Source organism: Paenibacillus sp. FSL H8-0034 (assembly GCF_038000305.1).
In the GTDB taxonomy this organism is placed as follows: Bacteria; Bacillota; Bacilli; order Paenibacillales; family NBRC-103111; genus Paenibacillus_S.
On sequence record NZ_JBBOBS010000001.1, the window covers coordinates 468,345 to 490,534 of the forward strand.

At 46.6% G+C, this 22,190-nt stretch carries 19 protein-coding genes; 18 read left to right on the forward strand and 1 reads right to left on the reverse strand.

The genetic code is table 11. The annotated features are described in order from the left end of the window. The first annotated feature begins 15 nt into the window (after positions 1-15). The 11 genes from NST47_RS02165 (at position 16) to NST47_RS02215 (ending at position 11,728) form a co-directional block, all read left to right on the forward strand. Positions 16-981 (forward strand): ABC transporter permease, encoded by a 966-nt coding sequence (locus tag NST47_RS02165; protein ID WP_341153746.1) that lies wholly within the window; start codon positions 16-18, stop codon positions 979-981. 26 nt (positions 982-1,007) lie between these two features. Continuing rightward, positions 1,008-1,892 carry a carbohydrate ABC transporter permease gene (locus tag NST47_RS02170; RefSeq protein WP_341153747.1) on the forward strand — a complete coding sequence of 295 codons (885 nt, stop codon included), beginning with the start codon at positions 1,008-1,010 and terminating at the stop codon, positions 1,890-1,892. Positions 1,893-1,974: 82 nt separating this feature from the next. Further along, positions 1,975-3,609, forward strand: a complete 1,635-nt coding sequence (locus NST47_RS02175) for an extracellular solute-binding protein (RefSeq protein WP_341153748.1) — start codon at positions 1,975-1,977, stop codon at positions 3,607-3,609. Between the two features lie 58 nt (positions 3,610-3,667). After that, positions 3,668-4,027 carry a ComEC/Rec2 family competence protein gene (locus NST47_RS02180; protein WP_341153749.1) on the forward strand — a complete coding sequence of 120 codons (360 nt, stop codon included), beginning with the start codon at positions 3,668-3,670 and terminating at the stop codon, positions 4,025-4,027. Between the two features lie 279 nt (positions 4,028-4,306). Then, complete coding sequence (locus NST47_RS02185) at positions 4,307-5,524, forward strand: sn-glycerol-1-phosphate dehydrogenase (protein WP_341153750.1); 1,218 nt, start codon at positions 4,307-4,309, stop codon at positions 5,522-5,524. A 220-nt stretch (positions 5,525-5,744) separates the two neighbouring features. Beyond that, positions 5,745-6,506, forward strand: a complete 762-nt coding sequence (locus NST47_RS02190) for a DeoR/GlpR family DNA-binding transcription regulator (protein ID WP_341153751.1) — start codon at positions 5,745-5,747, stop codon at positions 6,504-6,506. Between the two features lie 31 nt (positions 6,507-6,537). Further along, positions 6,538-7,590 (forward strand): ABC transporter ATP-binding protein, encoded by a 1,053-nt coding sequence (locus NST47_RS02195; protein ID WP_341153752.1) that lies wholly within the window; start codon positions 6,538-6,540, stop codon positions 7,588-7,590. Next, positions 7,583-8,461: a carbohydrate ABC transporter permease gene (locus tag NST47_RS02200; protein ID WP_341153753.1), complete on the forward strand. Its 879-nt coding sequence runs from the start codon at positions 7,583-7,585 to the stop codon at positions 8,459-8,461. The genes NST47_RS02195 and NST47_RS02200 overlap by 8 nt, the downstream gene beginning before the upstream one ends. A gap of 39 nt (positions 8,462-8,500) precedes the next feature. Then, a complete protein-coding gene (locus tag NST47_RS02205) occupies positions 8,501-9,331 on the forward strand; it encodes a carbohydrate ABC transporter permease (protein ID WP_341153754.1) in 831 nt (276 codons plus the stop codon). A 63-nt stretch (positions 9,332-9,394) separates the two neighbouring features. Further along, positions 9,395-10,726, forward strand: a complete 1,332-nt coding sequence (locus NST47_RS02210; protein ID WP_341153755.1) for an ABC transporter substrate-binding protein — start codon at positions 9,395-9,397, stop codon at positions 10,724-10,726. Positions 10,727-10,876: 150 nt separating this feature from the next. Continuing rightward, a complete protein-coding gene (locus NST47_RS02215; RefSeq protein WP_341153756.1) occupies positions 10,877-11,728 on the forward strand; it encodes a glycerophosphodiester phosphodiesterase in 852 nt (283 codons plus the stop codon). A gap of 96 nt (positions 11,729-11,824) precedes the next feature. On the opposite strand, the gene NST47_RS02220 is transcribed toward NST47_RS02215, so the two are convergent. After that, on the reverse strand, positions 11,825-12,586 hold the full coding sequence (locus NST47_RS02220) for a DeoR/GlpR family DNA-binding transcription regulator (protein WP_341153757.1): 762 nt from the start codon (positions 12,584-12,586) through the stop codon (positions 11,825-11,827). A gap of 259 nt (positions 12,587-12,845) precedes the next feature. Between NST47_RS02220 and NST47_RS02225 the strand changes: the two genes are divergently transcribed. The 7 genes from NST47_RS02225 (at position 12,846) to NST47_RS02255 (ending at position 22,189) form a co-directional block, all read left to right on the forward strand. After that, positions 12,846-14,291 carry a DEAD/DEAH box helicase gene (locus NST47_RS02225; RefSeq protein ID WP_341153758.1) on the forward strand — a complete coding sequence of 482 codons (1,446 nt, stop codon included), beginning with the start codon at positions 12,846-12,848 and terminating at the stop codon, positions 14,289-14,291. A 199-nt stretch (positions 14,292-14,490) separates the two neighbouring features. Beyond that, a complete protein-coding gene (locus tag NST47_RS02230; RefSeq protein WP_372237372.1) occupies positions 14,491-15,426 on the forward strand; it encodes a carbohydrate ABC transporter permease in 936 nt (311 codons plus the stop codon). Positions 15,427-15,438: 12 nt separating this feature from the next. Further along, positions 15,439-16,269 carry a carbohydrate ABC transporter permease gene (locus NST47_RS02235; protein ID WP_341153759.1) on the forward strand — a complete coding sequence of 277 codons (831 nt, stop codon included), beginning with the start codon at positions 15,439-15,441 and terminating at the stop codon, positions 16,267-16,269. 27 nt (positions 16,270-16,296) lie between these two features. Continuing rightward, on the forward strand, positions 16,297-17,637 hold the full coding sequence (locus tag NST47_RS02240) for an ABC transporter substrate-binding protein (protein WP_262683484.1): 1,341 nt from the start codon (positions 16,297-16,299) through the stop codon (positions 17,635-17,637). A gap of 73 nt (positions 17,638-17,710) precedes the next feature. Next, a complete protein-coding gene (locus tag NST47_RS02245) occupies positions 17,711-19,525 on the forward strand; it encodes a sensor histidine kinase (RefSeq protein WP_341153760.1) in 1,815 nt (604 codons plus the stop codon). Further along, complete coding sequence (locus tag NST47_RS02250) at positions 19,518-21,146, forward strand: response regulator transcription factor (protein ID WP_341153761.1); 1,629 nt, start codon at positions 19,518-19,520, stop codon at positions 21,144-21,146. Before NST47_RS02245 ends, NST47_RS02250 begins: the two co-directional genes overlap by 8 nt. Next, on the forward strand, positions 21,143-22,189 hold the full coding sequence (locus NST47_RS02255; protein ID WP_341153762.1) for an alpha/beta hydrolase family protein: 1,047 nt from the start codon (positions 21,143-21,145) through the stop codon (positions 22,187-22,189). The genes NST47_RS02250 and NST47_RS02255 overlap by 4 nt, the downstream gene beginning before the upstream one ends. The last annotated feature ends 1 nt before the right edge of the window (position 22,190 follow it).

Here is a 22,190-nt window from a genome sequence, read left to right on the forward strand (position 1 = left end):
AAAGCAGGTGGGGATTTGTCGAAGCAATCTTCGATATCAGCAGTAGGAACAGCAAAGGCTGTATACAAACCGAAGCGTCTGGCAATCAGGAGACAAATACGAAAAAACTGGGACCTGTATTTGCTCATATTGCCTGTGATCGCCTTCTTTATTATTTTTGAGTATATCCCGATGTATGGCGTACAAATTGCATTCAAAAACTTTATCGCAACCAAAGGTATTTGGGGCAGTCCCTGGGTCGGGTTCAATCATTTTGAACGGTTTTTCAACAGCTATTATTTTTGGCGGCTGCTCAAGAATACGCTTGGCATTGGACTGTACCAGCTGCTCGTCGGTTTTCCGGTACCGATCATTCTAGCTCTTCTCATTAATGAGGTGCGCTCCAAGAAGTTCAGCCGTTTCGTTCAAACCGTGACATATGCACCGCATTTCTTGTCTACGATCGTGATGGTGGGAATCATCTTCATTTTCCTGTCACCGCAAACGGGTTTATTGAACAAAGTGGTCGTATGGTTCCTTGGAGAGCCCATCGAGTTTCTGACAGAACCGGCTTGGTTCAAAAGCATTTATGTGCTATCCGGCGTATGGCAGCAGATGGGGTGGAGCTCCATTATTTATCTCGCCGCGCTGACTGGCATAGATCCGCAGCTTCACGAAGCAGCGAGGGTGGATGGAGCAAGCCGATGGCAGCGTGTGTGGCATATCAATCTGCCTGGTATTATGCCGACCATTACGATTTTGCTCATTCTGAACATGGGTTCCTTGCTCAGTGTAGGCTTCGAAAAGGTGTTTCTGATGCAGAATTCTCTTAATATCGCCGCATCTGATATCATTTCCACCCATGTATATCACAAAGGGATTATTGATGGGCAGTACAGCTATTCGGCTGCTGTTGGACTGTTCAATTCCGTGGTTAATTTCATTCTGCTAGTATTTGTCAATCGCATGGCCCGCAAAGTGAACGGAACAAGCTTATGGTAAGAGCTATAACGACTGGGAGGTTACCCATGAATCATCAAAGCACCAGTGAACAAATATTCGATTGGATCGTTAATGCCATATTGGCGATCATATGCATCCTGGTTTTGTACCCGCTGCTCTTCGTTCTTGTCGCCTCCTTTAGCAGCCCCGAGGCGGTTATGAGAGGAGAGGTATGGCTGTGGCCCACAAACATTACCTGGATCGGTTATTTGCGAATATTTCAAAACAATGAAATGCTGACTGGCTATGTTAACACGATTGTGTATACGGTCGTTGGTACCGCCATCAATCTGATCATGTCCGTCGCTGCGGCCTATCCACTTTCACGCAAAGACTTTTACGGCCGTAATGTGATCGCGGCGATGATGGTATTTACAATGTTTTTTAGCGGGGGGATGGTTCCGACCTACCTGCTGGTAAAAAATCTCGGCATGCTGAATTCCATGTGGGCGCTCCTTATTCCTGGAGCCGTTTCCGTGTACAACATCTTGATTATGCGCACGTTTTTTGCAAATGGCATTCCCTATGAGATGCAGGAGGCCGCTTCGATTGATGGTTGCTCGAATATGACTACGCTGATGCGGATTGTACTTCCATTGTCCATGCCGATCATAGCAGTCATGATTTTGTTCTACAGTGTCGGTCATTGGAACGCTTATTTTAATGCCCTTATTTATTTGACGGATCGCGATAAATATCCGCTGCAGCTATTTTTACGTGAAATATTAATTCAGGGGCAAATGCAGGAGATGTTGGGCATCGGGGATGACACTCAGGGCCAAATCGTTCTGGAGGGCGAAGCGATCAAGTACGCTGTCGTCATCGTAGCCAACCTGCCGGTACTGCTGCTGTATCCGTTTCTGCAAAAATATTTTACCAAAGGCGTCATGATCGGAGCGGTCAAAGGTTGATAGGGATTAGCTACTAAGGGATGATACCCTTTTAGTCTATAGATACAATAAGAAAGCAAAATAAGGGAGGAAAATTCATCATATGAAAAGAAGACGTTGGACATCTGCAGCATTAGTCGTCGCCATGGCCGGAAGCCTGTTATCCGCATGCAGCGGAAACTCCGCGAGTGCGCCAGATTCAAACAGTCCCGATGGTAAAAAAGGGGAAGTTCCCAACTTAGAGAAGTCTGGTATGCCGATCGTTAAACAGCCTGTTTCGCTCACATTTTTCACGGGCAAGGCGGCGACCAACGGTAATAACTTTGAGGAAACAACAGTGTGGAAGGAATATGCCAAGTTGTCGAACGTCAATGTTAAGTTTCAGCTGGTCCCTTTTGACAATTTGACAGAGAAGCGCAATCTGGCTTTGGCTGGAGGCGATTACCCTGATGCTTTTTATTCTGCCCGCGTACCTGCGTCGGATTTGATGAAATATGGTGCACAAGGAACATTTGTTAAGCTCAACGACTTGATCGACAAATACGCCCCCAATTTTAAAAAGCTGATGGATAAATACCCCGATCTGAAAAAAGGGCTGACGATGCCGGACGGTTACATCTACTCGTTCCCCTCTTTTTACAGCCCGGAATTCCTGCCGATGCTGATCGGAACTCCGCTATGGGTTAAACAGGAGTGGCTGGATAAGCTAAAGCTAAAGGAGCCTGCAACGACAGAGGAACTGTACCAATATTTGAAGGCAGTCAAGGAAACCGATCTGAATGGAAATGGGCAGGCTGATGAAATTCCTTATGCCGGAGAAGGCATCAATCCGCTGATCGAACAGCTTAGGGGCGCATGGGGTTTTGGAAACCGTGGCTTGGGGCACAAATTCGTTGACGTGGATCCAAAAACGAACGAGCTGCGCTTTTTTCGTACCGATGCCAAATATAAAGAAGTTATCGAATATGTACGCAAGCTGTATACGGAAGGTCTGATAGATAAGGAAATTTTCACCGTCAAGACAAGTGCTTTATTCGCGAAAGGGCAAAAGGGTGTTTTTGGGGCAACCATCAATCCGAATCCGATGACACAGATGAATCAGCCGGGCTACGTGGGGCTTGGAGCTTTAAAGGGTCCGTATGGCGATCAGCTGTACACGCATGTTAAAGTGCCTGTAGTATGGCCTGGAGCCTTCGTTATTACCGATAAAAACAAAAATGTCGAAGCGACGATTCGCTGGATTGACCATTTCTATGGTGACGAGGGTGCTACGTTCTATTTCATGGGCCTTGAGGGGCAAACGTACCGTAAAACATCCGACGGCAAGCTGGAATTCGTGGAGGATATTACGAAAAATCCGAATGGACTAACGATGGATCAGGCACTGGCTAAACATATCACCTGGCTGGGAGGCAGCTATCCGGGCTTCGTACAGGAGAAATATTTCAAAGGGTCCGAGACATTGCCGGAGTCGGTGGCTGTTGGTAAAAAGGCTGAGCCGTTCAAAGTCAAAGAGCTGTGGAACAACTTTAACTTCACTGAGGAAGAAACCGAATTCAGATCCACGGTGGGGACGGATATGCATAATTATATCGGCGAGATGGAAGCCAAGTTCATCACCGGCTCCCAGCCGATGTCGGAATGGGATAAATATGTGGCAACTGTGCAAAAAATGGGCGTGGATGAATATATGAAGGGCTACAAGAAAGCGTACGAGCGTTATACAAATACGAAGTAAGAGTAGCAGTCTGCAGGAGGACGCGATAGACGCGCCCTCCTGTTAAGTATGACTCAACATGACTTATGGTGACCGCACGTTCTTGTTTACCGCTGATATTTACAAGCACCGGGAAGTCGAGCTTACCGATTCTTCATGGAAGGATAAGCTGAAGTCCGATATGATGGACATTCCTCATCATGGCAGCGAATCGACCTCCTCATCGGAAGTGTTTCTGAATGCTGTATCCCCGCAAATCGTCATCATGAGTCAAAACAACTTTCAAAGCCCAAACCTAAAGGAGCGTCTGGAGAAGAAAGGCGCCGAGGTTTACTCCACAGGGTTGCATGGCAATATCCTACTCAAGTCCGATGGAAAAATGATAGAAGTGACAACTGAAAAAGACTGGAAGCCACCAAAAAGGCCTATTACCAAGTAAACATCCTTGGATCTGAGTTACTGACACCTTTCACCGAGATGCAGACCCTCATACATCTAACCGTAATCAAAAAGTTCTTCTTAATCGCTGCGTGCGCAATGAGAAGACTTTTTGTGTACCGCATCATTCCTCGCATTTCCAGCTTTACATATTATTCATATCCCGTTGACACTCCCCAAATAAACGACTCCTATAATCAATTTGGGCACGAATGAACAAACTGAGCAATAATGGACATGGTTTAATACAAAGAAAAGAAACAGGATGAGGTAGTGAATCATGGTAGATTTATTAGCAAAAATCAAGAAGGCGACAGCAGGCTGTGAGGAAAGTATGCGACAAGCCATAGATCTGGATCTGATCAGGATCGATTCCGGTGCGATCCAGGAAGTGGCTAACTATTTGATAGGTAAATCTTATCGACAAGTCAGTATAGTGGCTGATTCCATTACCTATCAGGTGGCGGGTGCTCAATTAGAGACATTGCTCGCAGACGCAGGTTTGTCCACATATACCACGATGATTAAACCAAATACTCAAGGCGATGTTATTGCGGACGAGCCTGCTCTTATTCAGCACATCATCGACATACAACGTCATGCAGCCGATGTAGTGATTGCGGTGGGAGGAGGAACCATTCATGATATTGCCAGATACTCCGCCTACAGCACAAGGGTTCCTTTTGTCTCCGTTCCCACAGCACCCTCTGTAGACGGTTTTAATTCCAAGGGTGCCCCTATTCTGATCAGGGGAGATAAGCAGACGATTGCGGCGGTTGGTCCCGATGCGATATTTGCCGACCTGGATATTTTGGTTAAAGCGCCCAAAGCGATGATAGCAGCGGGCTTCGCAGATATGCTGGGCAAATATACGTCCCTGTTTGATTGGAAGTTCGGTTCGATTGCAGGTGCAGAGCCTTACTTGCAGGTAGCTGCGGATATAACCCGGACGGCACTGCTGCAATGTGTGAATCAGATTGACTTGATCGCGCTCAGGCAGAAGGAGGGTATTCGCACATTAATCGGGGCTTTGATCGAATCCGGTCTTGCGATGCTGCTGCTCGGTCATTCTCATCCAGCTTCGGGCGCGGAGCACCATCTTTCTCACTATTGGGAGATGGCGTATATACGGCTTGGCAAAAGACAGCTGCTGCATGGCGCGAAAGTAGGTGTGGCCTGTATCCAAATCTCCAGATTGTATCATCAGATCGCTAGTGAGGGCAGTGAGGTATGGAGGCGTGCAGCCGAGGAGAATTCATGGGCAGCGGGAGCGAGGATTGCCGATCATTGGGAAGAGCTGCGCCTTGAAATCGCGAACATCCCTGACCCTGCGACGCTTAGAGGGCTCCTTGAGAAAATAGGCGGTCCAACTTCGGTGCAAGAGCTGAGTGTAAGCGAAGAGCTATTGGAAAGCAGCCTGCGGGAGGCACATCAGGTTCGGATTAATCGATTTACGCTGTTAAGAGCCTACAATGAAAGGCTGAATTACCAGTACTGACAAGGGGTTCTGGCTAATATTCGCCATTTAATGTTGCCCGTGGAACAATAATTCGACATTCATTGCAGCTCAATCGGTACTTTAATCGATTTACGTATTCTTCATATCAGCTTAACACCCTCTTGACGCTTCGTGATTACAATACAATTGAACATGAATGAACAAAACGAATAATTTATATTGCAGTAATGAACAGAGCTGCTCAAGGGGGAAATGTAGAATGCTGGCGGCAGAGAGAAAGCTGCGTATTGTGGAATATGTGAGGCAGTATCGGACAGCGACTATTACCGTGCTTGCCCATGAGTTTAACGTGCATGAGGCTACGATCCGGCGGGATCTTACGGAAATTGAGCAGGAAGGCATACTGAAGCGGACTCACGGCGGTGTCATCATTGAGCAGTGGACTCACGATGAGCCCTCCTTTAACGAAAGAACGCACCAGCACGTGGACCAAAAGGAACGAATCGGTCAGATGGCAGCAAGTCTGGTGGAAGACGGGGAGAACATTATTATCGACTCCGGCACCACGACATTGCACATTGCCAAAAACCTCGTTCACCGCTCCCATATAACGGTCGTCACGAACGATATGAACGTGGCTGCCGAGCTGCGGGATGCCCCGCGAATTAAAGTGATTTTAACCGGAGGGGAGCTGTATCCTTCCAGTTATATGTTAAATGGCATGTTCACGGATCATGTACTTGGATCGCTGCATGTGGAAAAGGCGTTCATCGGAACGCCTGCGCTGCACCCGCAGCACGGACTTATGCATCCAGAGGCTCAGCTGGTGACGGCGAAGCAGGGGATGATCAAGTCGGCGAGGGAAATTATTGTCGTGACCGACGACAGCAAGATCGGCAAGCTATCGCTTCACACCGTAGCCCCGAACACAGCCATTCACACCTTGATTACAGGTAAAGAAGTGAGTGATTACGATATCAAGCCTTTTCAGGACTGGGGTATGACGGTGTACAGGGTGTAGATGGATTTGCACAAGGAAAGGGGGATTGCTTATGGCTTCCATTGAGTTCAGACAAGTTACCAAAACATTCGAGAAACACACAGTCATCAAGGATCTGGATCTAACGATAGAAGATGGTAAGTTCACGGTACTGGTGGGTCCATCCGGCTGTGGGAAGACAACCCTGCTGCGCATGATTGCGGGCATCGATCCACAGACGTCAGGCCAGGTGCTCATTAATGGAAAAGATGTAACGAGCATTGCACCTGGTAAAAGAGGGGTTGCGATGGTGTTCCAAAACTATGCCATCTACCCGACGATGACGGTGCGGGAAAATATTGAGTTCGGTTTGAAAAATAACAAGGTTCCCAAAGCAGAGCGGACCCGTCTGGTGGAGACTATCAGCGCTACGGTTGGACTGTATGAGTACCTGGACCGCAAACCGTCGACCTTGTCAGGTGGTCAGCGCCAGCGTGTTGCATTGGCCCGCGCTATGGTCAAGCAGCCTTCGGTGTTTCTGATGGATGAGCCTTTATCCAATCTGGATGCGAAGCTTAGGGTGCAGATGCGGATTGAGCTGATCGAGCTGCACAAAAAGCTCGGTACGACCTTCGTCTACGTCACTCATGATCAGGTGGAGGCGATGTCGATGGCGGATACGATTGTCTTGATGAATCAGGGTCAAATTCAGCAGGAGGCCCCGCCGGATGTGATGTATCGTCAGCCCAACAATCTGTTTGCCGCACAATTTATCGGAGTTCCTCCGATGAATGTTGGCGATTTGGGAGTGGGAGGGGTGAAGTACGGATTTCGTCCAGAGAGTGTCATTTTGTCGGCCAAGCCCGCTGGGCACCATTTATCGCTGCGTGGTGTGATTGTGACGAGAGAAATGCTGGGTTCGGAAACGATTTATCAGGTCAGATCAGGACCGGATGCTTTTATGGTGAAATGCACAGAGGATCTGTTTGCCGTCGACCAGGAGGTTTACCTCGGTGTACCGGAAGCGAAGCTGGATTTCTTCGGGGCGGACAACAGCCGGATGGGCAAGGATCACAAACAATGGGATGACTATATGCGGAAGCTGCGAGGGTTTTCCCATGGGTAAAAAAACAGTTTGGGAAAAGGTGCGCCCGTATCTGATGATCGCTCCTGCAATGCTCGGTATAGTGACCTTTGTCATCTACCCGATTGCGTACCTGATCTACTTGAGCTTTTATAAATACAACCTGATGAACAAATCGAAAAGCAAATTTATCGGCTTGGAAAATTTTGAGCAAATTTTTACCCGGGGTGACTTTTACAAGGCTTTGGGGAACACAGTGACCTATACCGTTGGCGTTGTTGTGCTCACCCTATTGATTTCGCTGCTAATGGCGATTTGGCTGAACAAAAAAATACGCTTCAATGCGATAGTGCAGGCGGGCATATTTACCCCGCATATCGTATCGATTGTATCGGTATCGCTCGTTTGGCTGTGGCTGATGGAACCGAACCAGGGCTTGCTCAATTTTGCTCTGAGAGCGATGGGACTGCCCACTTCCCAGTGGCTGCAAAGCTCGGATACGGCATTATTATCGGTCATCATCGTATCGGTATGGCAGGGCGTCGGCTACTACACGCTTATTATTGTGGCTGCGCTACAAAGTATACCGCCTACGATATACGAAGCGGCAGCACTTGATAATGCGAGCAGATTTAAGGTGTTTTACAAAATTACACTTCCTATGATATCACCGCAGCTGTTTTTCATCTTAATCATCATGACCATCGGCTCGTTTAAAGTGTTTGATACCGTCAAAATCATGACGGGCGGAGGCCCTAATAATGCAACCAATACACTTGTTTACTATATCTATGGTTTTCGAACCACGAGTATCGGTTACTCGGCTGCTACCGGAGTCGTGCTGCTGGTTATTATTAGCCTGCTGACGTTTGTCTACTTCCGGCTGCTGTCCAAAAAGGTGCATTATCAATAGACGATCCAAACGACGGAGAGAAAGGGGGTTCGTACATTCATGACATTTGAATCCAGGCACATCTGGTCGGTATTAAGCAATTTATTGAAAGTGCTGCTTCTCATCATCTTTGTTTTTCCGTTTTTTTGGATGATTTCGACGTCGCTGCAGACCATTCAGGAAACCTTGACGTTTCCTCCGACTTTAATCCCGGCATCGCCCCAGTGGAATAATTTTGCAACTGCTATGCGTTCTGGTCCGTTCTTGACCTATGCCCAAAATTCGATAGTCGTCACGCTGTCCATCATCGTTTTACAGTTTGCTGTGATGATTCCGGCTGCTTACGCTTTTGCCAAATACCATTTTGCAGGGAAGAAAATTTTGTTTGGCATGGTGCTGCTGGCTTTTATGATCCCAGGTCAAGTCACCTTCATCCCTGTCTACTTGATGCTCGCTGATTGGGGATTGATCAAAACCTTATGGCCGCAAATTATCCCTTTTATGTCCAACGCCTTCGGCATCTTCCTATTACGCCAATATTTCATGCAAATTCCTGAAGAAATTATTGAAGCAGCCAAGCTGGATAACGCCAGTGAGTTCAAAATTATTTGGAAAATCATGACGCCCATGTCCATGCCGGCACTGGCAACAATCGCATTATTCAGCTTTGTCAGTCATTGGAATGACTACTTTTGGCCACTCGTGATGACAGATTCGAACCCGGTTCGTCCGCTGACGCTCGGAATCGCCATGCTTAGAGAGACGGAAGGTATCAGCAACTGGCATATTATTATGGCCGGTAATGTGGCTTTAGTGATTCCGATTTTGTTCGTTTATCTGATTTGCTCGAAGCAAATTGTAAAGGCATTTGTTTATTCAGGGATTAAATAATCATTTAATCGCTTTCGAATAAGGGTTCATAATTGTGCACGAAGAAAAGGGAGGAAGATGATAATGAATAATAAAGTATCTACAATTATGGCATCAACGATGCTGCTTGGTGTACTTGCAGGTTGTAGTCAAGCACCTCAAGCCAATGACAGCGGAGCCACTCCAGCACCAACATCGGCACCGACGGCAGCGCCAGCACCAGCACCCGCAAAGGCTGGCAAGACGACGATTCAGTATTGGCATTCCATGGGCGGGAAAAACGGCGAATATACGGATGCAATGATTAAACGCTTCAATGAGTCACATCCCGATATTGAGGTTGTAGGTACCTTCCAGGGTGGCTACGATGAAGTGGTTACAAAGCTTCAGCAGTCAGCAGCAGCCAATACGGCGCCCGATGTCAGTATGCTGGAACGTTCCTTCGTTCAGCTGTTTGCGGATGCAGACGTGCTGGAGGATCTGACACCCTATTTGAAAAAATCGAATTTAAGCACAGATGATTTTGTCCAAGGTCTGATGGGCCACTCTACCTTTAATAATAAATTGGTCACTCTACCCTTGAACCGCTCCACGCCGATTCTTCATGTCAACAAGACGATGCTGGATGAGTTGGGACTTAAGGTACCTACGACCTGGGAAGAAATGAAAACCGTCGCCAATGCGCTGGTTATAAAAGAAAATGGTGCTTATAAACGTCAGGGCTTATCCATGCCTTTTGATGATTGGTATATCATTGCGATGATGACTCAGTCCAAAGGCAAATTCTTTAATGATGAAGGCACCTCGGTCGGGTTTTACGACAATGGCGTAGGGCTTAAAGTGTTCAGTTACCTGAAGGATCTTCAGAACACGGGAGCATTGTTCTACCCACCGACTCAGGATTCGGGAAATATTGCAAATCAAATGTTTGTGGATGGAAAAATCGGCATGCTGCTTCAATCGACGGGAAGTATCGGGGGTATGGCGCAAAATGCGAAGTTTGAGTATGTAACCTCCTTCCTGCCCAAAAATGATGTGTACGCCACGCCAACCGGAGGAGCGAACGTTACCATGCTGGCCTCATCCAAAAACAAAGCGGCTGCGTGGGAGTTTATCTACTGGTTGATGACGGACCCTAAGGGCGGTCAGCAGTTCGTAATCGACACCGGTTACCTGCCTTTCACGAAGAAAATGGTAGAGTCCAAAGAAATTAAAGAACTGTATGCAAAAGAACCGAATCGTAAGGTCGCGTATGATCAGCTTCAATACGCCATTGACACGAATAAGCACTTGGCATGGACGCCAATTGTACAGGAGTTCCGTTCTGCTATGCAAGCGATCATGTATGACAACAAGGATATTCAGACGACACTGACTACATTCAAAAATTCAGCTGATAAGCTTATGAAAAAGTAGTTTTTTTGGGTAACGGAGCTGATAACTTCATATTGACAGAAATATTGTCCAGTGATAATCTAAATAAACATAAATGAGCATAAACAAACAAAATATGAATGATTAATCTTAAGCTCGTCTATCTAATTTAGAGAGGTGTTTAACATCACTATGTCCGTTACGAACAAGCAAGCTGCCGCACAGCGTGTTCACTGGCAGGCTCATCAAAGCACGGCTGCGGAATTTCCAGAGAATACGATGGTGGCGATGGAGTATGCGTGGGAACTCGGTGGCATTCCGGAGATTGATATCCGGCAAACTGCTGATGGGATCATCATCGGTATGCACGATGAGACACCGGGACGCACAACAACGGCCTCGGAAGCAGACCGTGACCGACTCATATCGGAATGTACGTTTGAGCAAACGCAAGCCTGGGATGCGGGTGTCCGATTCAGCGATAAATATCAGGGAGAAAAGGTGCCTTCGCTTGAGCAAGTACTAGCTGTTTTGGCGATTCACCCTGAGCGGGAGCTGTATCTGGATTACAAACAGGTTGATCTGGATAAGCTGGCGGCGCTGATTGAACGCTGTGGTGTTGAGCGGCAAATCATCTTCTGTCACCGGGACCATGAGAACTGTAGAATCATGAAGCGGCTTGTCCCCGGTATTCGGACGATGTTATGGATATCGGGCGGATCGAATCCCGAAGCCGAGGTTGCGCGCAAATTCGCGGCAGCGGCTGATAGCGGCTTTGACGCTCTGGATATTGTACAAATTCATCTGGTTGATGCGGATAACTCAGGAGAAGCCACGAGCAGTTCCTGGACATACAAGGTACAGCGCGAGTATTTGCAGATGGCTTTGGAACAGCTCGCTGATAAGGGACTGGAGCTTGAGGTACTGCCGTTTCATTTCAGTCAGGAATCCTTATTTGCCTTGCTGGATATAGGGATACGGAGATTTGCAGTAGATGAACCGAAGGTTTTCGTCGCGACGCTTGAGCGGTATAGCTTTGCCTGACCATTAACAAACAAGAGGGAGGGGACTTAATGTCCCTCCCTCTTGTTTGTTAATGGTGGCTATTCCTTGCACGACAAATAGAAGTTCATATAAAGATCAAACCATGATTACGTTAACACCGCAATCGCGGAATTCTTGGATATCATATTCCTGAACTTCTTTCCCTGTGATCAAGCTGTGGATAGAGCTATTAGGGGCCACGGAATGAAGGGAGAGCTTACCGATTTTACTATCGTCAGCTACGACAATAATTTCTTGAGAGGCATGAATCATCCCCTGCTTAGCTGTCACCAGCTGAGCCTCCGGATGCATCAAGCCGTGCTTGGGATGTATAGCCGGTATACCCATAAATGCTTTTTCGACATGCAGCGATCTCAGGACATGATCCGTAAACATGCCATTCAGCATATAACTGGAAGGGTAGAGCTCGCCACCCGTTACGATAACTTTAATACCTGATGCATCCTTCAATTCAGCGGCAATGTTCATATCATTCGTTACTACGGTAATGTTGGAGCGGTGCACCAGGTTTTTGGCGATATGCAAGGTGGTCGTCCCGGAATCGATGATGATGTGTTCCCCATCCTCGACCATGCTGGCCGCCATCTTACCGATTCGCATTTTTTGTTCCAAACGTTGGTTCGATCTTTCTATGAAGGGTGGCTCATCATGAGTCCATTGTTCTACAATAACGCCACCATGGGTTCTCTTCAATAAACCCTCCTGTTCAATCTCCGCGAGGTCCCGCCGAATGGTAGCCTCATGAACACCAAATTCACGAGCCAATGCTGCAACCGTAGCCACCCGACTTTGTCTCACATATTCTACGATCCTCAGTTTTCTTTCAGCAGCTAGCAAGGATATCCCCCATTTTGACGAATGCTTTGCACATTCCCGTTATATCTTTGTTCATATATGTTTGTAGGCTACATGAAACCACCTTGCCTGTCAATATTGACCCTATATCTGAATGGATACAACGAGCATGGTTCCCCCTTAACCAACAAAAAGTGCTGCGTCACCGAGAATGGGTGACTTGTTCTAGCTGCTGATATATAATTTGAGGCAAGCACTTGCGTTGTGTGATGCAATAGAGGCATATAAAAGGAGTTCACCGATGAGTAAACGAAGTTTTAGAGACTATACATTAAGTGAAGATATTGTACGGGCATTGGAAAGCCTTGGTTATGAGGAGCCAACTGATGTTCAAAGCCAGGTGATCCCGATTGCGTTGACGAAGCAGGATCTTGCTGTGAAATCCCAGACGGGCAGTGGGAAAACGGCTGCGTTCGGGATTCCAATCTGTGAAATGGTAGAGTGGGAGGAGAACAGGCCGCAGGCGTTAATTTTGACACCGACGCGGGAGCTTGCCGATCAGGTGAAGCAGGATATAACCAACATCGGCCGGTTCAAACGGATTAAAGCGGTCGCGTTATACGGCAAGCAGCCCTTTGCCAAGCAGCAGCTCGAATTAAATCAAAAGTGTCACGTGGTTGTCGGTACCCCGGGACGAGTGATGGATCATATCAAAAGAGGAACGCTCGATCTGGAGCGGCTTGAATTTTTGGTCATTGACGAAGCGGATGAGATGCTCAGAATGGGCTTCATCGATCAGGTGGAAGCGATTATTGACGAACTGCCCGAGGATCGGATCACACTGTTATTTTCGGCTACTTTACCTAAAGACGTGGAGAAGCTGTGTCACCAATATATGAAAAATCCCATCGACATCGAGATTCAGACTGCGGTAACGACAGCGGATCAGATCGAGCATTCACTGTTTATGGTGAAAGAGGAGCATAAGTTTAAGCTGCTGAAGAACGTAATTATCGTGGAGAATCCCGATAGCTGTATGATCTTCTGCCGTACTCAGGAGCATGTGGACGAGGTGTGCGAGCAGCTGGAGCGGGCTGATTATACGTGTGATAAAATCCATGGGGGCATGATGCAGGATGATCGCTTCAAGGTAATGAATGCGTTCAAAAGAGGCGAATTCCGTTATTTGGTCGCGACCGACGTAGCGGCGAGGGGCATCGACGTCGATAATATCACACATGTCATCAACTATGACCTGCCTATGGAAAAAGCCAGCTATGTGCATCGGACAGGAAGAACCGGCCGCGCAGGCAAAACCGGTAAAGCGATCAGTCTGGTCACGCCTCATGAGGAGCGGTTTCTTGCAGATATTCAAGGCTACATTGGATTCGAAATACCGCAGAGGGAAGCTCCTTCGGCAGAAGAAGTCGACCTTGCCCGGGAAGCATTTGAAGCGAAAATGCAGACCCAGCCTGAGCTTAAGGCGGATCGAAACGAGCAGCTGAATAAGGGGATTTTGAAGCTGTACTTTAATGGAGGCAAGAAGAAAAAGCTCAGAGCGGTCGATTTTGTCGGAACGCTTGCCAAAATTGAAGGGGTTACCGTGGAGGATATCGGCATCATTACGATTCAGGATAATGTGACGTATGTCGATATATTAAATGGAAAAGGCCCGCTCGTACTCAGAACGATGAAGAATACGACGATTAAAGGGAAGCAGCTTAAGGTACATGAAGCTTTTAAGTAAGAGGTAAATAGATTCAGCCGGCAAGCAGGAGGTCAGGGAATTCCCTTGCCCCTGCTTTTCGTATGTTCATGAGATATTTTAGTCAAAATAATTACAATTCGGTCAAACCTCTGCATGTTTTAGTGAAATGGGATCCTCCATAATGAAGATAACTTAGTTGATCAACTAAAAAAGCTGCTTATGGAAAGGAGATGTTTCATTGTATTCCAACACGGCTATCGATCTGCAGGCGAGAAAATCTAAAGCCAGCAATAATCGGCTTCGCCGGATCGAAACGATGACGGGTTATGTATTTGTGGGACCGATGCTTCTCGGTGTTCTCGTACTGGTTATGGTGCCAGTCATCGCCTCACTGTTATTAAGCTTTGCGGACTGGAATTTTGTAGCGGGCATCGATCAAATGAAATTTGTTGGTTTAGGAAACTTTAAGAGATTAGAGGCCGATCCGATTTTTTGGAAATCGATTATGAATAATATGCTTTTTATTCTGATCGTTCCTTTGACAATGATCCTTGCTTTGCTGCTGGCAGTTGTGATCAATAAATCGGTTTATGGCAAGGACTTATTTAAAATTATTTATTTCATGCCTTATATTTCGAGTATTGTCGCTATTGGTATCGTCTGGCAAGTATTATTTCATCCGAGCCATGGCCCGGTTAACCAAATGCTGATTGCGATGGGTGTTTCCAATCCTCCCAAATGGCTGGCCGATGTGAATTATGCGCTTCCTTCTCTCATGGGAATTATGACTTGGGCAGGAATCGGGTTTAACCTGATTATTTATATGGCCGGACTGCAGTCGATCCCCAAGGATCTTTACGAAGCAGCGGAGATGGATGGTGCCAGCCCTTGGGTACAGCTTACGCGTATTACAATTCCTATGCTCTCGCCGACATCGTTCTTTTTACTCGTGACGGGTATTATCGGTTCTTTCAAGGTGTTTAATATTATTAGTGTTTTGACACAGGGAGGGCCAGCGCGGTCAACCTCGGTTCTCGTATATTACTTATACGAAACCGCTTTCATTAATTTGAATATCGGTTATGCATCGGCAATGGCATTGGTGCTCTTCGTGTTTGTCCTGCTTATCACGCTTATCCAGTGGTACGGGCAAAAGAAGTGGGTTAACTATTAAGGGAGTGAAGGCATGACAAAGCTCAATCCAACGAAATTGATGGTCACCGTGATCATGTCTTGTTTTGGAATCGCATTTATGCTGCCGTTTATATGGATGCTTTCTGCGTCATTAAAGCCGGAAGCGGATGTGTTCAATTATCCGGTTGAATGGATTCCCCGGCACTGGAATGCGATAAACAATTATAAAGCCGTGTGGATGGGCAAATCTCCCTTCCCGCTTTTTTACTGGAACTCTTTGAAAATAACCTGCATCACGACATGTGTTTCCATTGTAGTTTCCTGCATGGCGGGCTACGGTTTTTCCAAAATCGATTTTAAAGGCAAAAGTGTGGTTTTCCTCATGCTGCTATGCACCTACATGATTCCGCACGAAGCCATTCTGGTTCCCCAGTTCATCTTTTACCGCTGGTTGCAATTGTTTGACAGCCATACGGGACTTATTCTGCTTGGCAGCTTCAGTGTACTCGGAACCTTTTTGCTAAGGCAGTTTTTTCTGGGAATTAATAAGGAGCTTATGGAGTCAGCCAAGCTTGACGGTGCAGGGCATTATCGGACATTTGTTTATATTGGGATACCGCTTGTTCGTCCAGCGATCGCGACTTATGCGATTTTGCGGTTTATATGGAGTTGGAATGACTATCAGAACCCGCTTATTTTTCTTCGCTCTCAGCATTTGTATACGCTGCAATTAGGCATTCAGTCGTTTGCCGACGAAAATGGACAATTTTATTCACTCATTATGGCGGGTACCGTTTCAGCGATCATTCCACTGCTCGTTATTTTCGTTATTGGACAGAAACAGGTTATTGAAGGCATATCTCTTGGTGGCGTTAAAGGGTAAACATTCGAACGATATGGGGGAAATATCATGACAATAAAATGGCTGGCGATACCATTAACCGTAATACTTGCTTGTGGCTCTATACTTGGCTGTTCTTCCGGACCAAGTGCGCAGGACCCGAATAAAAAGACAGACAACCCGTCTGAAAAAAAGCCAGTCGTCATTAAGCTGCACAGCTGGTACACTAATGAGAGGGAAGCGATTAACAAAGCGGTTGACGCTTTTAATGCCAAGAATCCCGACATTAAGCTGGAGTATGAATTTCTTACTGAAAGTGCGATTGATGCTATGAAAAAGCTCGATTTATTGGCTGCTTCAGGTGAGCAATTAGATATTTTTGTACTCAATAGCTCAAGTGCTTATTCACAGCGTATTGGCATGGGAATGCTCGAGCCGCTTGATGAGTATATGAAAAAGGAAGGCCTCAACTACGACGACGAGTATATGCTGGACATGAAGTTTAATGGAAAATACTATGCCATTCCTGGAAAATACAGTGCAAAGCTGGTACTGTTGAATAAAGATTACCTGGATGCGGCCGGACTTCCCGTGCCGAAGGATTGGACCTGGGATGAGTACATGGATTACGCCAAGAAGCTGACGAAGGGCGAGGGTGTGAAAAAGGTATACGGGGGCCACTTCCATAATACATTGCTGAATCCAGTGCTATCGAATCAGCCACAGGAAAACGGGATGTATAAAAAAGACGGGACGCCCAATGTGGATAACGCCCGGACGAGGAAATCGTTGGAGTTGATGTGGAAGGCACAGCAGGTTGATAAAACGGCAATGCCGTATGCTGATATTATCGCGCAGAAGCTGGATAGCCGTGCTGCTTATATGAAAGGCAATATCGCTATGGTATTTGACGGGTCATGGCTGGTGAAGGAATCCGGAGGTACGGCTCAATTGCCGGCAACCTTCAAAACGGTATACGCCCCTTATCCGAAATTTTCCAAGGATGATACGAGTGGATATACAGGTGTTAATGGAGATTTTATCGCTATATCCTCCAAATCCAAGCATAAAGAAGAAGCGTATAAGGCAGCGCGCTTTTTATCGACGGAAGGATTGGTTCTGCAAGGCAAGGAGTTTCCCGCCTGGAAGAAAGCGGACAAATCCAAACTTGTCGATACGGTTATGAGCAATGTGGCCCAGCCACAATTTATGGATAAGGAATCGCTGCTGCATGTAATGAATACATTTAAATTTGCTGAGCTGGATATGCCTCCTACCTATAGTGCGGAAGCAGCAAAAGCTTTCAATGGGGAAACGGAAAAGTTCCTGCTCGGCGTTCAGGATCTCAACACGACGATTTCCCAGGGAACCGAAGCGCTGAACAAAATTGCAGCAGCAAACAAAAAGTAATGGATGATAGATGAGGATCAAGGAGATGATGGCTCCTCGGTCCTTTTCTTAACAACGGAAAAGAAGTGAATATATGAACGGTTGGGCACAAATCCTTAACGTCAAGTCATTTAGGCAAAAATTGCTCGTTTCCTCGATCCTTTGTTTGATTGTCCCGATGGTCATCGCAGTGCTCATCTCCAACTATGTTACGAAGGATGTGCTGAAGGAGCAAGCGGTTGCCAATACGGAGCAAACCTTATATACATTGGATATTTATGTTACGAATCTGATCAACAACCTGATATACACCACGAATGTTATTCAGTTCGATAATGAGGTTGCAACGATTTTGAATGACACGACGACAGACAAGGGATCTACAGCCCGATTTTTTCAGATCAAGAGGATGAATGAGAAATTCGCCAATGTGGAGACGGCTGCGAGCAATCCCATCTATTTGGCCGTCATAGATACATCTGGAACCGCTTACTCCAATTATTCTGAATTTCAGGATTACGATCCAATGAATTTCACACGCCTGGATTGGTTTCGTCAATTGGAGAATAGAGATGCGTTGGAAACGTATTGGGTAGGAACACAGCCCAACTATATTGTTTCCAGTGCTGGTAAAAGTCCATATCTGATCACGATAGCCCGTACGATTCGAAATTCCTCCAGAACGAGCGGCTATATTATCGCCAGCATGTTCGAAACGGATATTCATCATATATTTCAGAATTACAGCAGCTCACAAGAGATTATGCTGGTGAACAGTAAGGGAGCCGTGCTATCACATACCAACCCTGCACGAATCGGTACAACGTTTCCGTATATGGACCAGATCGGGGATGAGGGTGAGGGACCAGTCATCGTTAAGGAACAGAACAAGGATTTTTTGCTGGTCAGGCATAAGCTGTCTTTTTCGGATTGGTATTTGGTCAGCATGGTGCCTTATAAAGAAGCGATCGATACCATCAGTCATGTCCATCAAAATGTTTTGCTGCTGACGATCACTTGTTTTGCCTTATTTCTTATCATTTTGCTGTATTTGATGAACCAGTTGACCAAGCCCATCAAGCTGTTGGGTAAGGTGGCAGCCAAGGTGCGTTCGGGGAATTTAACGGTGAGGTCAAATATTTCAACCCAGGATGAAATTGGAGAATTCGCCCAATCCTTCGACCATATGCTTGATCGTATCCAGCTCATGATCGGACAAATTACGTTGGAGCAGACACGCAAGCGGACAGCGGAGCTCGAAATGCTGCAGGCGCAGGTGAACCCTCATATCCTGTTCAATACGATTAATTCCGTGCGAATGAAAATCTGGATGAAGGGTGACCGGGAAAATGCTGAATTGCTCAGCTCCTTATCCTCGTTTATGCGGATGACGATCAATCGCAACAATGAGTATATTTCCTTGCATGACGAGCTTGAGCTGATCTCCAACTACGTCCTGCTGGTCAATTTCCGGCATAAGGAGCCTATTGTCTTGGAGCTTAGCCCTGCCTCGGATACATTATTGGAGGAAATTCCGCGTTTCTCCATTCAACCTTTTGTAGAAAATGCTATTCTTCACGGGCTAAAGCATAAAGGTGGTACCGTTCGGGTCACGAGCTGGAAAGATTCCAAAGGATTAGCTATAACGGTAGAGGACAATGGGGATGGAATGGGACGGGAGGTGCTGGATAGGCTGCGGAAGAAATTATTTTCCGGTATGGATGTGGAGGAGAGCGGCCCTGGTCACACTGATATTTCGGGAATCGGATTAAAAAACGCTTATGAACGTCTACAGCTCATATACGGTTGTAACAGCACTTTAGCTATAGAAAGTGAGGAAGGCATCGGAACCAAGATCAGCATTTATATTCCAGGAAGCCATCGAAGGGAGGGGAAATCGAATGTATAAGGTCATGTTGGTTGATGATGATTACCCCGTACTGGAATATTTGGAACAAATCATACCATGGGAGGAGCTCGGCTTGCTCATGCAGGGCATGTATGATAACCCCCTTGAGGCCCTTGAACATGCAAAGGCACAAATGCCCGACATTCTGATTACGGATATCGGTATGCCGCACATATCGGGTATCGAGTTAATCAGGTTGCTAAAGGAACTGAACGGAGAGCTCTGCACCATCATCCTCTCCTGCTACAACGACTTTCATTATGCTCAACAGGCTGTGAAGCTGAACGTTCAGGATTACATGCTGAAGGAAAGCATATCTCCTGATACGATAACGACCCAGCTGCAGCAGCTTTGTGGGCGCTTGGATGCGGTGAGGGAAAGTCGGAAGCAGAGAAAACAGCTGCAGCATATTTTACATGACAATAAGGCGGAGCTGAAGCAAAAATTTTTGTTGGGCACTATGAATAACCAGATATGGCATAAGGAAGAGTGGTTGGATACGCTCAGGCAGTATGGCATTAACTATGAAGCCCACCCTTATTTGCTTGTGCTTTATCACATCGAACAGCATGCGCAAACGAAAAAGAATTTGAATATGTGTGATGACATGCTGATGTATGCAGTGGATAATGTGATGGATGAAATGTTGGAGAAGGTGGAGGGAGCGATCAGCTTTCGCTATAATACCAAGTCAGGATTCCTATTCATCCCCTGCCGCCTGACGGTAAAGGAGAACGGATACAGCTTGGTGCAAGATACACTCAAACAGGTTCAGGATTCACTGACCAAATATTTAAGGGTCCAGGTCTCATTTTATCTGGGTGAACGATCTGGACAGCCGCGCCAGCTAAAAGCTAACCTGCTCAAGCTATTAAATACGCTCGAACATCGTTTTTATTTGCCGGAAGGGTATATAGGTGTTATTAAGGAAGAGGAATTTTCAAAAGCAGATTTATTCACCTACTTTTCCGAGGCGCTTGAGGAAATCAAACAGCTTATTTTGCAGGAGGATGTTCAGGGCATGGAGGAGGCTGCTTCCAGATGGATGTCCTTTGTAGAGAAAGAACGGTTTCCTCCGGATATGGTGAAGGAATGGGTATTGAAGCTGCTTCTGGACATGCGAGTTAAATTCAAATCACTGCAAAAGTTCCAAACCAACTATTCCGTTGAGGTTCTCCACAGCACGATGAGCGAGATCGATCATACGAATCAATTGAAAAGCTGGATGTTAGTGCATTTGGAGGAGATGCTTTCGCAAATGGGCACTATATTCCAACAATCCAAGCGGGGGGAAATCAGTGAAGCGCAGCGATACGTTCAGGATCATCTGCATCAAAAAATAACGCTAGAGGAGGTAGCCGATTACCTGCACTTGAATTCCTCCTACTTCAGCAGATTGTATAAGAAGGAAACGGGCTTGACCTTTATTGAATATGTGATCCAAACCAAGATGAATAAGGCCAAAGAGCTGTTGGATAACACGGACAAGACGGTGGAAGAAATCTCTTATACGTTGGGCTACGACAATAAGCGTTACTTTATTCAGCTATTCAAAAATGAAATCGGTGTGCCCCCGATGATCTATAGCCGGGGCAGCGATACGAGGAGGAGCAAACCATGATTTACTTTGACGAGAAGAAATATATTCAGTCGGTTCTGGCAAAAACTACCCGTGAGTTTGATTATCACCAAGTATTGGATACAGGGAAGTGGCTGGAATGGCAGCAGGCTTTTCGCAGTAAACTGGCTGAGATCACAGGCCTTGAGCAAATCAGACGACAATCAGCCGGCGTCCCGCTATCGCCGCGAGTAACGGAAATAGTCGAGTTTCCTGATTATGTACGGGAGAAGATCTATATCACGAGTGAAACCGATATTGAAGTACCATTCTATCTTCTGCTGCCGAAGAATATGGTTAAGCCGGTGCCCTTAGCGATTTGTGCGCATGGACATGGGAGACGCGGCAAGGAGGACTATGCTGGTAACTTCGAGAGCCGGGAGGCTCGGGAAGAGGCAGTACGCCAGGATCGGGATTTAGCAGAGCAAGCGGTTGCGCAGGGCTATGCCGCTATTGTACCCGAAGTGCGTGGGTTCTGGGAAATGGCTCGGCAGGAGGATATGGACGAAGGCAAAAGTAAATCCTGCGATGATCTGCAGCGGATATCGCTCATGTTTGGCCGTTCCTTAATCGGCGAGCGGGTGCATGACTTCAGCAGAGTGCTGGATTATGCAGCAACTCGGACGGAGCTGGATATGGACAAGGTTATGATAACGGGTAATTCGAGCGGAGGTGCGGTGTGCGTATTTACAGCAGCCCTGGATGAACGTATTCGCTTGGTAGCGCCTGGCTGTTATTTTTGTACGTTTGAGCATTCGGTGGTGTCGGTCCATCATTGCATCTGCAATGCCGTTCCCGGAATGATGCAGGTCGGAGAGATGTATGATGTGATAGGATTGATTGCTCCCCGTCCTGTGCTGATGATCAACGGTGAATCCGACCCGTTGTTTCCAATAGAAGGGGTACATGTTTCCTTCGAGCATGTTCTAAACATATATGAGCAATTCGGTGCAGCTGACCGATGCGAGCTGTTTGTTGGTGATGGGGGACACCGTTACTTTAAAGACCGTGTATGGGATTTTGTCAGAGAGCAGTGGGAGTCTTGAG

What these genes read in the sequence shown, in the direction of transcription:
- NST47_RS02170 (WP_341153747.1), top strand. Translation starts at nt 1,008, where the DNA reads ATGAATCATCAAAGCACCAGTGAACAAATATTCGATTGGATCGTTAAT.
- NST47_RS02175 (WP_341153748.1), top strand. Translation starts at nt 1,975, where the DNA reads ATGAAAAGAAGACGTTGGACATCTGCAGCATTAGTCGTCGCCATGGCC.
- NST47_RS02180 (WP_341153749.1), top strand. Translation starts at nt 3,668, where the DNA reads ATGACTTATGGTGACCGCACGTTCTTGTTTACCGCTGATATTTACAAG.
- NST47_RS02185 (WP_341153750.1), top strand. Translation starts at nt 4,307, where the DNA reads ATGGTAGATTTATTAGCAAAAATCAAGAAGGCGACAGCAGGCTGTGAG.
- NST47_RS02190 (WP_341153751.1), top strand. Translation starts at nt 5,745, where the DNA reads ATGCTGGCGGCAGAGAGAAAGCTGCGTATTGTGGAATATGTGAGGCAG.
- NST47_RS02195 (WP_341153752.1), top strand. Translation starts at nt 6,538, where the DNA reads ATGGCTTCCATTGAGTTCAGACAAGTTACCAAAACATTCGAGAAACAC.
- NST47_RS02200 (WP_341153753.1), top strand. Translation starts at nt 7,583, where the DNA reads ATGGGTAAAAAAACAGTTTGGGAAAAGGTGCGCCCGTATCTGATGATC.
- NST47_RS02205 (WP_341153754.1), top strand. Translation starts at nt 8,501, where the DNA reads ATGACATTTGAATCCAGGCACATCTGGTCGGTATTAAGCAATTTATTG.
- NST47_RS02210 (WP_341153755.1), top strand. Translation starts at nt 9,395, where the DNA reads ATGAATAATAAAGTATCTACAATTATGGCATCAACGATGCTGCTTGGT.
- NST47_RS02215 (WP_341153756.1), top strand. Translation starts at nt 10,877, where the DNA reads ATGTCCGTTACGAACAAGCAAGCTGCCGCACAGCGTGTTCACTGGCAG.
- NST47_RS02225 (WP_341153758.1), top strand. Translation starts at nt 12,846, where the DNA reads ATGAGTAAACGAAGTTTTAGAGACTATACATTAAGTGAAGATATTGTA.
- NST47_RS02235 (WP_341153759.1), top strand. Translation starts at nt 15,439, where the DNA reads ATGACAAAGCTCAATCCAACGAAATTGATGGTCACCGTGATCATGTCT.
- NST47_RS02240 (WP_262683484.1), top strand. Translation starts at nt 16,297, where the DNA reads ATGACAATAAAATGGCTGGCGATACCATTAACCGTAATACTTGCTTGT.
- NST47_RS02245 (WP_341153760.1), top strand. Translation starts at nt 17,711, where the DNA reads ATGAACGGTTGGGCACAAATCCTTAACGTCAAGTCATTTAGGCAAAAA.
- NST47_RS02250 (WP_341153761.1), top strand. Translation starts at nt 19,518, where the DNA reads ATGTATAAGGTCATGTTGGTTGATGATGATTACCCCGTACTGGAATAT.
- NST47_RS02255 (WP_341153762.1), top strand. Translation starts at nt 21,143, where the DNA reads ATGATTTACTTTGACGAGAAGAAATATATTCAGTCGGTTCTGGCAAAA.